This window comes from Spirosoma pollinicola, assembly GCF_002831565.1.
Classification (GTDB): Bacteria; Bacteroidota; Bacteroidia; order Cytophagales; family Spirosomataceae; genus Spirosoma; species Spirosoma pollinicola.
On record NZ_CP025096.1, the window covers coordinates 1,621,800 to 1,635,598 of the forward strand.

The 13,799-nt window shown below is 51.1% G+C and carries 8 protein-coding genes; all 8 read right to left on the bottom strand.

Annotation, left to right across the window (positions count from 1 at the left end):
- Window positions 1-29 precede the first annotated feature (29 nt).
- Window positions 30-926: an FHA domain-containing protein gene (locus CWM47_RS06885; RefSeq protein ID WP_100987285.1), complete on the bottom strand. Its 897-nt coding sequence runs from the start codon at window positions 924-926 to the stop codon at window positions 30-32.
- Window positions 927-1,067: 141 nt separating this feature from the next.
- The gene (locus tag CWM47_RS06890) at window positions 1,068-5,039 is read right to left on the bottom strand and encodes an FtsW/RodA/SpoVE family cell cycle protein (RefSeq protein WP_100987286.1); all 3,972 of its coding nucleotides are present in this window, start codon (window positions 5,037-5,039) and stop codon (window positions 1,068-1,070) included.
- Window positions 5,040-5,173: 134 nt separating this feature from the next.
- Window positions 5,174-6,472, bottom strand: a complete 1,299-nt coding sequence (locus CWM47_RS06895; protein ID WP_100987287.1) for a serine/threonine-protein kinase — start codon at window positions 6,470-6,472, stop codon at window positions 5,174-5,176.
- A gap of 6 nt (window positions 6,473-6,478) precedes the next feature.
- Complete coding sequence (locus CWM47_RS06900) at window positions 6,479-8,029, bottom strand: serine/threonine protein kinase (protein ID WP_100987288.1); 1,551 nt, start codon at window positions 8,027-8,029, stop codon at window positions 6,479-6,481.
- A complete protein-coding gene (locus CWM47_RS06905) occupies window positions 8,029-9,486 on the bottom strand; it encodes a protein phosphatase 2C domain-containing protein (RefSeq protein ID WP_100987289.1) in 1,458 nt (485 codons plus the stop codon). Before CWM47_RS06905 ends, CWM47_RS06900 begins: the two co-directional genes overlap by 1 nt.
- A 151-nt stretch (window positions 9,487-9,637) precedes the next feature.
- A complete protein-coding gene (locus tag CWM47_RS06910) occupies window positions 9,638-10,648 on the bottom strand; it encodes an FHA domain-containing protein (protein WP_100987290.1) in 1,011 nt (336 codons plus the stop codon).
- A gap of 204 nt (window positions 10,649-10,852) precedes the next feature.
- Window positions 10,853-11,164 (bottom strand): BLUF domain-containing protein, encoded by a 312-nt coding sequence (locus tag CWM47_RS06915; protein ID WP_100987291.1) that lies wholly within the window; start codon window positions 11,162-11,164, stop codon window positions 10,853-10,855.
- A gap of 9 nt (window positions 11,165-11,173) precedes the next feature.
- Window positions 11,174-13,714, bottom strand: a complete 2,541-nt coding sequence (locus tag CWM47_RS06920; RefSeq protein ID WP_100987292.1) for a family 20 glycosylhydrolase — start codon at window positions 13,712-13,714, stop codon at window positions 11,174-11,176.
- Window positions 13,715-13,799: the final 85 nt, after the last annotated feature.

The window sequence follows — 13,799 nt, forward strand, 5'->3', positions numbered from 1 at the left end:
AGGTAAGTACTTATAGAAAGGGAACCAGACTAAACAAGCTCGAACAGAAGCGTAACTTCCCCACCCAATTCAATCTGGTCGCCGTGCTGAAGGGGGTAGCCCATGCCGGGAATATCGGCCCGCTCTATACGTTCATCGGGATGAAAGAGTTTTGTTTTGTTCCCGCTCGCCGGGAGGCCGCCCGGATCAACCTGGAGAGAGTATGTCCGACGGGCTGCATCGTATTGTATATGAGCGTGAGCACGGCTAACGGCACTATTGCCCGCCCCACGTTTTGCCTCATAAGCCGGATCATCTTCATTAAGAATAACGATGTCGTTTGTCCGGATACGACCAGAAGCTGTTTGTGTCGAATGCCCACGGCCAATGCAAAAACTGGTTTTTTTTGCCGGATCAAGTATATAGTCAACCTGTTCTGTCTGGCCGGTCAACGCGACGATGCGAGCCAATAAAGGCGAGCTGTCTGGTTGGTTTTTATTCTGCACAATCATCCCCAGGTTACCATTCTGGTAGGTGCAATCCGGCAGCTCGTCGGCATAAAACCCATAGTCGAATCGCCAGTCGTTGGGGAGCTTAACATAGTTATCGGCCAGTTGCCGACTTAGTTCGCGTTGAAATTTACCGGGCTGACTCTCCCATAACGCCACCCGGTACACGGCCTCTTCTTCGGCATCTGTACAAAGAATGCACAGTTTTAAGCCGACAGGTGCCGTTTCGGGTTCATTTTGGTAGGGACGAAGCTTTTCTACTATAAACCGAAGCAGCCGGTCCCGTTGCTGTCCGGCAGGTGGTGGCCCTTGCGAAACAGGTTTGGGGATGTCGGTAATTGGCTCTTGAGGCCGATTTGAATTAACCGGTTCAACCGGTTGCCGGGCCTGAATGGGGGTGAACCCGAATAAGTTTTTAAGGCTATCTAAAAGGCTCATTACGTAAATGGATAATTAATAATGTAAAATGAATGATGGATAGCGAGTGGCAATTTGCTGATAGTCAGTATTTTGAAGTTTTACGTCGTCAATTTTATGTTATTCGTTTGCTGAATTAGGTGGCGAATTGAAAACGAACAATTAAAAACTTCCTAAATAACTCCGCTGTTTTAAGATCGGAGCGACAACGGTGTTTGCCAGTTGGACAGCCTCAGCCGACGATTCGCCCAATTCGATGCGTACGCTAACAACCGTATGGGACCGACCGTCGGGTGTGGGTGCGAAAAATACGAACCAGCCATCATTCTGCTGAACGCCCTGTACGATGCGTTCGGGCGTACCGGTTTTACCCGCTACCCGCGCTACACTGATCTTGCTTCGTCCTTCGGATGGGTTCGACTGGTTAATCATGAACGACTCCAATTGGTCGGCATAGTCGGCCTGACGCGCTATTTGCTTTCCGGAGGATATAGGCTGTGCCTGCCCCGCCCGACTCAAGACGTATCGTGACGGTTGCAACACGCCTTTATTAGCAATGGCACCCGCCATTCTGGCCAGGGCTACCGGTGTTGAGGTCAATTGCCCCTGCCCCCAGGCTAATCCCGAAAACTCACTTCTATACCGTTTTGGATACTGGTTGCTTTTATACAGATTCCGTCGGACAACAAACGACGAGTCGCGCCAATGCCGCCGAATCAGCGTACGTTCGGGATCGGTACGGGTATCCGAAAAAGAATAGCCTCCCACATAATCGACGTTCATGCCCGTGGCTAAATACAGGTCGGCCAGTTCGTTATCCAGGTTGTTGTCGTTTGCCGTTCTAATAAAATAGACGTTACTGGAACGAACAATGGCCTTTCGCATATCGACCGATTCATTGCAGGGTTCCGACTCCCGCGTGCCGCGACGAATAATTTCTTCGCACGAAATCCGGTAACTGATATCCGAAGCCGATGAACCAAGTTTGTTGAACGCGGCCATTGCTGTCAGTATCTTGGCCGTTGAGCCGGGGGCGGTGGGATAGGTCATGCCCAGATCTCGTTCAGTGACCAGATACGGCAGTTTTTGCCGGTCGCGGTCGGCCAAAAGCATGGCGTCGGGCGTCTGTAAATTAGGTAGCGGGTGCATGGCTGAGGCCAGTATATCGCCCGAGCCAGCATCCAGTACCACGACCGAAACGCGCTTTGTTCGGTAGTCGGATGTAGCAAGGGCGTTCTGAATCGCCACTTGTAAATCGGCATTTACACTTAGATGCACATCCCGATTTTTTGCTTTTCGCTCGGCAACTTCGCGACTATCGATACCCGCCCGAAGTGCCGGAGCCAGTTCGCTGTAGTCATATACCGACAAGCTGCGTGTTTGCTGTACCGACGGACTAAAACGGTCGGCGCGGTAGTCGGTAGTAACGAGGTCTGTTTTGCGTGGGCGACTGTTGAAGCCGCGCAACTCGCTCAGGTGCGTAGCTTCGGCATAATAGCCGTTGCTTTGTCCCCAGAAAAGCTGCGTGTTCAAATCGCCCAGCCAAAAGAACAACTGATTGCCAAAGGGATAATACCGCTCCAGGCGTTTTTTTGTCAGCCGCTCGACTTCATCGGCTTTGAGGCCACTTTGCTGAAGCTTACGCAGTTGCTGCGAAACGAGCGTTGGCGAACTTGATGCCAGAATCAATCCGTTTCGGTCGTAGATCGTGCCAGCCGCCAGCGCTCGGGTGAGCCGATTGATACGCGGATTGTAGCTATATACAGGGTCGCCGTTGCGGGTGACCACGCGCGCTGGCCGAACGATGTAATTGTTGCCCTTCCAGCCCACAATGGGCAGTAGATGAGCAATCAGAACGCCAATGCCGACCAGAAAACCGGTGATCCCAGCCATCAGCACAAGGTCATAATGCGTGGCGAGGTATTCGCGTTGAGTCGTTTCTCCCGGTCGGTGGGCCACACTGAAAACGGCCCCCATAGCCATGAGGTTGATGATCAGCGATATTTTGCCGTAACTCAAAAAAGGAACGCTGATGCCCGTGAGCGGTAACAAACCAATCGAACCGCCGGCAATAATCAGAAACTGTATCCCGGTAGCAATGGCAATCCCGGCTATCAGGAAAAAACTAAACGGCTGCCCCGCCCGACGGGCATGTAAAAACAAACGGTGCAGCAGGATGCCAAACAGCAGGAACACGCACACGACACCCAGACCACCCAGCTCTTCGCCCAGGCTCGGTAAAATCATATCGGTGTGAGCCGCTGGTATGGAATTGGCAAATCCCTTTCCCAGACCCTGCCCCGACCAGCCTCCCGACGCCAGTGCCCAATAGCCGTGCGCAAGATGATCGCCCCCATACACGTCGTTGTTCCAGGGGTTGAGCCACATAGCTTTGCGGTCGGCCAGCCGATCCCCCACAAACGGTAACATATCGCCAAACGCAAACATGGCCATTACCAGCAGAAGCAACACGGGTGCTTCGGCTAGTAAGGCCATCCAGCCTGCACCAGTTTTCGAGCGAGCGTCCCCTTTCCAGTACATGTAGCCCGTAACGATAGCCAGACAAAGTGCCGTAGCTATCCAGCCCGGCAGAAGCCATAGCGCTAGGCCATAGCCAACGCCCGTTGCCAGCGTTAGCGGAAGATTGCCGCGCGCAATGCTGTAGAAAAGTAGAAATGTGAAGCATACCACCAGGGCAGGCCCCATGTCGCCGAGCAGCAGGTACAATAACATAAGTAGTCCGGCACCGGCCAGGGCACCGAAACTCACCGTAAAACGCCAGCGCAAATCGGGGAGTTGGCGGAGTTGCTGTTCGTTGGCCGCAAAGAAACCCGCGAAGAAAAGCAGCAGCAGGTATTTAGTGATTTCGCTCGGCTGAAACGTAAGGCCCAGAAACGATAAATTCACGCGCACCCCACTGCCTTCAGGTCCGGAACCGACGAGCAGCGTCAAAGCCGCCAGTCCAGCCGCCAATAGTAGCCACGTCCAGCCCGATTGGCGCACCGCCGTACGTTTCTGAAACGAAAATAGCCAGTCATACTGCCAGTTAGCGTAAAATCGACCTATGTTTAGCTGCGATAAAATGGTCATGCCCACCAACCCAATAGCAATACCCTGAACCGTTTGTCCGGCGAACAGTGTATCCTGCAAGGGGTCCTGAATAGCCAGCAGGATCAATACAGAAAAGCCGGTAAGCAGCATCAGAATGGGTAATAGCAACGGGTCGGGCTGAAAACGGCGAAGGGACCAAAATCCGTTTACGGCCCAGAAAGCGAGCAGGAATCCAAACACAATTCCCCAGAATTGCCAGAAAAAGGTGGCCGGTGTGCGAACGGTAAGGGCGTGATCTATTTTAAGCTGCCCATAAACCGTTGACCCGATCAGGCGCAGTTGGTGTGGCTGGGCGGAAAAGTCAAAACTCTGATCGTTTGTCAGGCGAGCCGTTCCGCGTCGGCTGCCAAACTCGAAGCCAGGTTTCAGGGGCACAACGCTATAGCCCGAGCCGGAGGTGAGGCCCCTGAACGCAAATCGGCCATCAGTATCCGTCCGGGCATAGACGAATCGGTCCTGCAAGGTGTCGGGTTGGGCGGTTGCCGGGTGGCGTTTTAACTGTACCAGCACGCCCGACATGGGTTGTTCCCCGCGCACGACGCGACCCGTTAACGAAACCGTTCCGCTTCCGGTATTGACGCTGGTTGGGTATGTTTTTGGACTGATCAATTCCCGGTTGTACAATACCGAGTCGAATCCCATTTGCTGGCGTGAAAATCGCAGTCGGCTTTGAAAATCTGCCCCGCCAATCCGACTACGCCAGCTTACCGGAGCCATAACCGAAAACTGTCGCTTATTTAACGCTCCCAGGTTATCCAGCGTCCCGTTTTGCCTGAATTTCGCGGACAGTGAATCGGCTACTAAATTGATGTCATTTGAATCCGTGTAATAATTGCCGCTTGACAGTAGCCGTTGAATGGCTCCCGACTTAAGCCCTTTATCCAGATTAAGAGCCTGTCCGGTAGAATACGCTTGTTTCGCCTGATCGAGCGACGGTAACAGGTTGCCATAGAGCCGGACGAACAGCACTAAGAGCATGACCGATGCCGCAGGTAAATACAATCGTTCAAGAGGGGATTTCATTTGTAAATGAAGTGATGGATAAGAGGGAATGGATAATGTGAAATGTACAATGGGTAATCAGAATAAACTGTAAATCAGAGATTTGTCATTATTTTGTGTGCGTGGCCCTATATTATTCATTCTACATTCTTCATTTAATTAGGGTTTCCTGTCGAATCGGGGGTGGCTGTTGAATCGGATGGTGTTGTTGGTGTCGCAGTTGTTGTATTGGCCGGAGGTATGGGGGCAGGGCTTGTCGCGACAGAATCGGTAGTGGTTTCTTCGTCAGATTCGGGGAACGTAACCGTTGCTGAGTCGGCGTTTGGCACCAGTTCATCTGAGGCCAGTGAATCAGTGTCGGTAACCGTCGAGTCGGGCAAAAAGCTGGCTGGCTTGTCTTTATGACGGATAGAGTACATAATCGCCAGACCGATCAGCAACGTAATGACAAATGCCGATAAGGCTATTTTCCAGCTACCCGAACTGCCGGATGGCTCGTCGTCATGAAGTGGTTCATACGCATCAACCGATTGAGGCACTGCTGGTGCCGCCATCGTTTGAGCGCGTGGCAAGCTGGGTGCCTGACGATTCCCGGAGCGGTTGGCCTGCAACAGCTCCACGTTGGCCTGTCCGAGTAATAAAGCCAGTTCTGTTACATCGCTAAGGCGGTCGGCAGGGTTCTTTACCAACGTCCAGTTCAATAATACGTTGAGGCTTGGGGGCAGAAACTGACCCGAAGGCAGCGATAGCGCGGGCGGGGGCGTACGCAGAACATGACCCATAAAAGTGGCCATGCCTGCCGTATCGGCCATAGCAAACGGTACTTTTCCGGCAAGGCACTCGTAGAATACAACGCCCAGCGAGTAATAATCGGTGGCCAGATCCACACCCTTAGGATTGTCGAATTGCTCGGGCGAGGCATATTCATAGGTCATCAAGGATTGCCCAGTCATCGTCTGCGATTGTTCGCGCAGGCGGGCCACGCCAAAGTCGGTTAGTAGAAAATGCAGTTCGCCACTTGGTAGAAATCGATAGAGGATGTTTTCCGGTTTAATATCGCGGTGGATAATTCCCTGCGGATGAATGGCGTGGAATGCCTCCGACATTTGCAGGCCCAGCCGGATGGTTGCTGCCACGCTCAACTGCCCCTGTTCGTCGATCAGTGAGCGTAGATTACCACCTTCCACCCATTCCATCACGATGAAGGGCATGGGCATATCCAATTGAACTTCCCGCACCCGCACCACATTAGGATGCCGGATGCTGGTCATGATTTCTGATTCGATCCGAAATCGCCGTAGTGTATCAGCATCGGTGTTCAGCGTAAAGTGCTTGATGGCCACCAGATTGCCCGATGCCAGATGGCGGGCTTTCAGCACACGGGCGTTGGAGCGACCTAGTTCGCCTATAATTTCATAACCCGGAAAGTGGGTATTGACGCTTACGGTTGGCATCGGTCCTTAGTTTAAGGGCTCTGTTGATGACGTGAGTGAGTCGGCAGGTTGGGGAATATCCAGCGACTCGTAGCTTATAATTTTACAGGTGACCCGGGTTCCCCGATCGCTATCGGGAGCTGATTTTATGGGCGATGAGTTTGGCTCTATGTTGTTAAAAAAGACTTTCTCCGTTTTATAAAGACCGCCCCCATCTTTGTAATAGTTCACCTGAACCACCACGTAGGTAAACGATAAACGAGTAGGATTATTCAATTGAAGCTGTAAATGCTTGATGCCCCCAAATAGGCCAACTTTAAAATTTGTCGCTTTTACCTTAACGCTTTTTACCGCCATCAACGCTTCTTGTCGAAGTCGCTCCAGCCGTTTGATTTCGGCCAGTTGTTGAATCCGGGCTGCTTCGGTGTCAGGCGGAGTGGCGGCTCTTACCGAATCGCTGATGGTTGATGGATTGGTAGAAGTTGGCTTACTGATTTGCCCAGACTTATCCCTGACGGTTATGTAATAAACACCGGCGAGAATGAGTATGACAAAGGCGCCCAAAGCAACCATTTTTCCAGCACTATTGCTTTTTGGTGGCTTGGTCTCCCGGTTTGGCAGAACAGGCGCTGCTTGCACGGTCGTTAACGGCCTGGCGTTAGTTGTTACTCTCTGTTCCGGGACGACAGTAGGCAAAGTTTTTGGTTCAGAACGAGTTACTCTGCTGGCCTGCAAATAGTCGAGTTCGGTTTGTTTGAGTAGCCAGGTCAACTCATCGGGGTCATTCAGTCGGTCGCCCGGTTTCTTTTTCAACAAACTGTCGAGCAGCGTAGTAAAGGGGCCTAGTGACTGCCCGCTGGCCGAGATAGTTAGTGGGGGCGGGGTATCGGCGAGTACCTTATTCATAAAGGTAACGATGCCTGAATGGTCGCCCATAGCAAAGGGCACTTTGCCAGTCAAACATTCGTACAACACCACACCTAATGAATAATAATCGGTGGCTGTACCTACCCCTTTTGGGTCGTTAAACTGCTCGGGCGAGGCATATTCGTAGGTCATTAACGATTGTCCGGTCATGGTATTCGACTGGTCGTGCAGTCGAGCTACCCCGAAATCGGTCAACAGAAAATGCAGTTCACCACTCGGCAGGGGGCGGTACAGAATGTTATCGGGCTTAATATCGCGGTGGATAATTCCCTGTGAATGAATCGCCTTGAAGGCACTTGCCATTTGCAGACCTAACCGAATGGTAGTCGGCACATCCAGATGGCCATTCGCTTTAAGAAGGTCACACACACTGCCGCCTTCGATCAACTCCATAACAATATAGGGCAATTCGGCCTCCAGCTGCACCTCGCGAATTTTAACGATATTGGGGTGGGCGATGCTGGTCATTATGGCCGATTCCCGCTGAAACCGCCGAAGGGTCTCTGCATCGGTATTGAGCGCAAAGTGTTTAATAGCAACAAGGTCGCCCGTGTCCAGATGGCGTGCTTTGAGAATACGGGCATTACTACGGCCCAACTCACTCAGTATTTCGTATCCGGGAAACTGGGTGTTAAATCGAACGGTAGCCATTAGGGGTGGATCGGTTTGGTCGGAACAGATTGTTTCTGTACAGCAATAGAAATAATAGTATTGAGGCACGTATCCTGCCGGATTGCGGCCCGAACCGGTAGGTCTACACGCTTGAAATATACTTTATTTAAGACTAGCCGGGCTTCACCCGTTGTTTCGATACCGGTTTTAAATCCGCTGATGATCAGATTGTTCAACTGAATTGTGCCCCTACGCTCAACGCGCATCGCGAGCATTGAATTGGCCGAATCGCGTGGAGCGATAACGGTTAACTGATTCCGGCCTATAATGGCCAGTAAGGAATCGGTCAGGGATACCGGCTTATCAATTCTCAACGTATCATCGGTCAACACAAGTTGATGATCGGCGCTTCGATGAGCGGTTTGCAGAAGCGAGTCCAGTCGCAGGGAAGGCACAGGCAGGGCGGCAACTGTGTCGGGCAGAGAATGTGCCACATTCAGGCTGTCAACAATCGACGCAGTCGTTGCCGATGGCCAGGATTGATACCACACAATACCCGCAATACCGCAAATGGCGACAAGGCCCATTAATACCCATCTGCCTGTTGAGGAACGTTTGACCGGCTCCGGCTTAATTGGTTGCTCTACAGCGGGTACCAATGGGGCGACGGGAACAACCGGCGGTTTTCTCGACCGGGCCGATTTCGGATTTGGCAAGTTTACGGGCGCTGCTGGTTCGCTGGTTCGGACATCATTTCGGGCCAGAACAACCGTAATGTTATCGTTGCCTCCCTGATGATTGGCTACCCTGACCAATTCGGAAAGTTGCTTGTCGAGGGAAATCGGTCGGTTCAAAACAGCTTTTATCTGGGCCTGGGTTATCATATCGGTCAGGCCATCGCTGCATAACAGCAGTTGATCGCCGGGTTGAAAATCCGTTTCGCCGGAATCCAGAAAATTTGGATCATCCACACGATGGGGGCTTGAGCCAACATCGCGCAGAATTTCGTTTCGGCGGGGGTGCGCCATTGCTTCGGCTTCGGTCAATTCATTGGCATCTTCCCGAACGCCTACCAGCGAATGATCCTGGGTCAACTTCGTGAGTTCGCCCTGTCGATAGCGGTACAGGCGCGTATCGCCTACATGAACAAAGTATAATTTGCTGGTGCTGACATCGGCCAGAGCGGCTGTCAGTACACAGCACATCTGGCCCAGCCGAAGGTCCTGCTCGCGTTGCTCATTGATCTGGTTATTGGCAAATACGACGGATTCGCGCAACATCGAAAGCGGGTCGCCGTTGGGCGTTGCCATGTAGCGTTCAATAGACTCTTTTGCAATTGCAGCAGCCCGGTCACCACCCGCATAACCGCCTACGCCATCAATGACCGTTAATAAGGCGCTCGACTCCGACCAGAGCGGAGTACAGATAAACGTGTCCTGATTATCTTTCCGACGCTGGCCAACATCGGTCAACCCGGCGATAAGTAATTCATTCATTCGAAACAGGAAAAGTGGATACGATCTGATTAAACAACTCGTCTGAAACCCGTTGGTTTGACCTTATCGGGGTAAGTTCTGAAAATGCCTGACCACCAGAAAAAGGACAAACAAGAAGAGAAGCAGCACAAGCAAAAAGTCGATCATTGGGTTAAGCGTTGCGTTGGAAGTGAAGCGTAACCATACTATTGAGCAGGATTTGTGCTTTATCGGACAGGTCAAACCATTGAGGGCTAGCCGGTTCGCTACGCGGAATCAGTTGCTCATTCACACGCGTTTCGTTGCGGCTAAAGGAGGCTATCTGGAACGAGTGCGTCGAATCGTTGTAACGAATTCGGGCGTGTGGATTCGATACATAGGCCGATTCGAGAAGTAAATAATTTGGAAAATGCTGGTTGTCGCTTTCTTTCCGGGCAATGATAATTTCCCGATCACGCATCAGATAGGTGTCCTCTTTATTCAGTTCGGCAATGTAATAGCTAACGTGCGCCAGGCCAGCGTCGAGGCTGCGCGGCAGGGCAGCTGGCGCAATTTTAGTTGCTCCCGGTGCTGCGGACGTTTGCCCATTTGACGGGGCGGCTGCATTGAAATTGAATTTTACGACAAAGGCACCCGGCTCGCGAAAGTCGATATGCTGGAACGTGCTCAGGTCGACATCTACCTTTTCATAGCGGTTCGTTTGCTTAACCCGCCGGGTTACGTTTACTCGCTCGGGGGCGGAATTAGCCTGCACATTCCCCGGCAAAATACCTGTTAACGCACCAATTACTTTCACGTCGGTCGGGCTCACCGTTTCTCCGCCAAACTCGCGACCGGCACCAAATTTAAAAAACCAGCTTGATGCCACTGGCGACACCCGCCCGTATTCACTTTTATGCATGTCAATCACCGCATTGAACGCCTGAACGGCTTCGTTCACCACGACAGGAAATGCATTTTGGCGATTTTCGTAGGTGTCGGGATGCAGAACAATCAGAAAGTGCGCGTTGAATAGCATACTCGACCCAACAGACTCGCGCTGGATAGAATCGTCGAAACTGGCTACCAGTTCGTCCAGTATACGTTTGTTTGTGACGGTAGTAGCCGGGCTGGTATCCGTTTGGCTGGATGGAATAATCAGGTTACTCAATTTTCCGAGCCAACCACCGGGTTGATTTGCCATGTATAGACGAGTTAGGGAGGAGTTTTATTCTTATAAACGTCAACAATATCGTCTTTCTTTGGTTTGGTTCGGGGTATTTTTAATTTAAAAGGTTTTGCCCCTATTCAATGTAATTCAGTATCATTACCAATCTGCTTGCCCGTGTGGTGGCGGCTCCCTTGCCCTCCGGTGTTATCCGGCAAGACTAAATTCCGGAGCTGAATGTCAGGTTGGGCGAGGCAACCGCGGGATGAATTGACGATTGAAGTGAGCTAGTGAATTCGAATCGGTTGGGCCATGAAAAAATGTGTTCATGTTGGTGTGTCTGCGCTCCTTTTTGATCCGATTGAACAAGGCATTAATTGCTTCCTTTTCTTCGTCCAGTATCTGAATAATACGCCCGCTAAGGCAAAGCAAAGTTGCCGGAATAATGCCAAAACAGGCATCGTCCCGGCGACTTTGCAGAAGAAGAGTAGCCAGTTCGATCTCCAGGAGCAACTCGATTGAGGTACTTACGTAAACAACACAATAATCCAGTAATCTGTATCAGTACTTGCCTATTACCACGGTTTGGCCATACCGACCGTTGGCATTGAATGCTTTAAATTTAATTGTGCCGGTGCTGGAAACGGGTTCCTTGTAGACTGGGCTGGTTTGGGTAGGCTCTGTACCGTCTGTTGTGTAGCGTATCGTTAAACCCGGGAATTGCACATTGGCAGCCACTTTTCCGTTAATGACCTTTGCGCCAACGGCAGGAATACGATACTGGTAACCGCCAGCATACGAATCTAGGCGGGGAAGCTCCCGTTTACCTACCGTATTGATAAACGCAGACCAGGCCTGGTTGTATAACGGTTCACTTTTTGCCTCGTCTTTCTCCAGTGCCCAGGTGGGGTCTTTAGCCCAGGCTCGCTCGGCCACGGCCAACAACTTTGGAAATAGTTTGTACTCAAATTGCTGGGGTGACCTGTTTGTCTCCGACCAAAGAGGGGCTTCTATACCAACAATGTTCGCCTTGCCTTTTTCTGTCAACGCTTCCCGGCTTTTGATCATGGAGGAGCTGATTCGATTACCGGTATTATCGTCTTTCAGGTTTCTGAGGTAGTCGTATGGAATAAAGTAAAAAGGCTTGTCGATGTCTACGTAGCCGCCCCAATATTGGCCTGGCTCTTCGGATGATTGGTTGTAGGCGAGGTCTAGATACAAGTGCGTGACAGGTGTTAAAATCACTTTGTAACCAGCATTGGCCATTCGGTAGGCAAGGTCTTCTGCCCCTGAGCCGGGACTATTTTTCCAGACATTCACCCGAAAATTCTGAGAGACAAATGTTGGGTTTGGCACCCAGATCGACCGACCATTTTGCTTCACTTTTTTAAGACCAATTTCCTCCCAGCCAGAGAGAAACAAGCCACGGGTTTTGAGGAGTTGATTTACTTTACCGAAGTAATAATACCACAGGTCGTCGGCGTCTTTAACAGATGGGTTTTTGGCAATCAGTTGTTGTACCGAGGGTGATTTTTCCCAAACGCCCCCCGGCACCTCATCACCCCCAAAATGAATCGTTTGTAAAGGGGCACCCGCTTCTTTATACATAGCCCGTAAATCATCGACAACCCGTTCCAGAAAGGCATAGGTCGACGGCAGCGATACGTCGATTACATTGTCGTTCCAACCCTGCACTGACCGATAGACCGATTTGTCGTTCAGGTCGTGAAGAAGGTAGCGTTCGGCTTCAGTTTTATTACCCGCTTTCATAAACCGCTCGTAGCGGGCATCCATTGCTTTTATGGCGGCCCGGGCGTGTCCCGGCGATTCAATCTCCGGAATTACGACAATGTGTCGGTCGTGGGCGTATTTCAGGATGTCTACGAAATCGGCTTTGCTGAAGAAGCCCGTACCCGCTGTATTCGCTGAGCTGGGGCCGGAACCATAAGATGGAATAAGCTTCTTGTTCGGATCTGTTGTATGGGCCCGTACAGCACCAACCGATGTTAATTCGGGCAGAGACGGCATCTCAATCCGCCAGCCTTCATCTTCGCTAAAGTGAAAATGGAATGTATTCAGCTTGTATAAAGCCATGGCGTCCAGCACTTTGATCACTTCTGATTTTGGCTGGAAGTTCCGGGCCATATCCATCATCAGGGCCCGATACGCAAAACGGGGAGCGTCGTTTACCATCATTCCCGGCAGGCTAATTGAACTTGCCTTACCCGCAAAAGCAGACGCTGGGAGTAACGATTGCAGGGACTGAATGCCGTAGAAGATACCTGCGCCGGTAGATGCCGATATAACGATTCCCGATGCGCTCACCTGTAGCTCATACCCCTCAGCAGCAAGCGACGCTTTTTTTCGGAGAGCAATGGTTTTGCCCGTAGCCTGCGCCTGAATAGCGGGCTTTTTTCCTAACGCTGTTTTCAGGCTGTTGGCCAGAAAGTCAGCTTCGTTACTAAACGCCTTATCAGTCACAATAACCACCTGATTATCCAGCGCAAACGGGGCTCCTTTTTCAGCGTAGAAAACGGGCGTCGGAAATACTCTGGGAAGCTTATCGTCGGAGATTGCCTTTATTTTTTCGTTTTGGTCGAAGATTTTTTCGGCCAGCGCACGGTCAGATTTCTCATAGATCGTGCCTGACTTTATGGCTACGTCAACAGGGTAAGCCTGTTCCGGGTTTTTGTCCAACACCAAATAAAAACCAACTGGAAAATCGGTTTTGTTACGAATTTTTCCGGCCAGAACCTCTATCGTTGTCGATTGGCCGGGAGCCAGTTTTGAGAATTTTGGTCCCGGACTTATATAATGTAAATCGCCATTAAAGAGCTTTACCTGAGCTTTGGATGCATCGAAACTGCTGGGGTTGCCACCGTTGAAAAACAGTTTCCAGCCACTGGCGGGCAGGTCTTCATTGCCAGTGTTTGTAAGTGTTAAAACCGAGTGAGAACGACCCTTGTTCTGGTAGTTGTTATCGACCAGTTCCAGCGAGATGGTCAGTGGTTTGGATGGACCTTCCGAAACTGTGGCAGGTAATGGATAGCTGATGAAAAATGACAGGCAAAAAAGGATTAACCCCAGGGTGTACGTTCTCATTCTATTGAAAATAAACTTAAAGACAAGCCTGATAAGTAGCCCATCGGGTAGGGCAATGCCTTAGCAGAACGCTAGTGTGGCATCA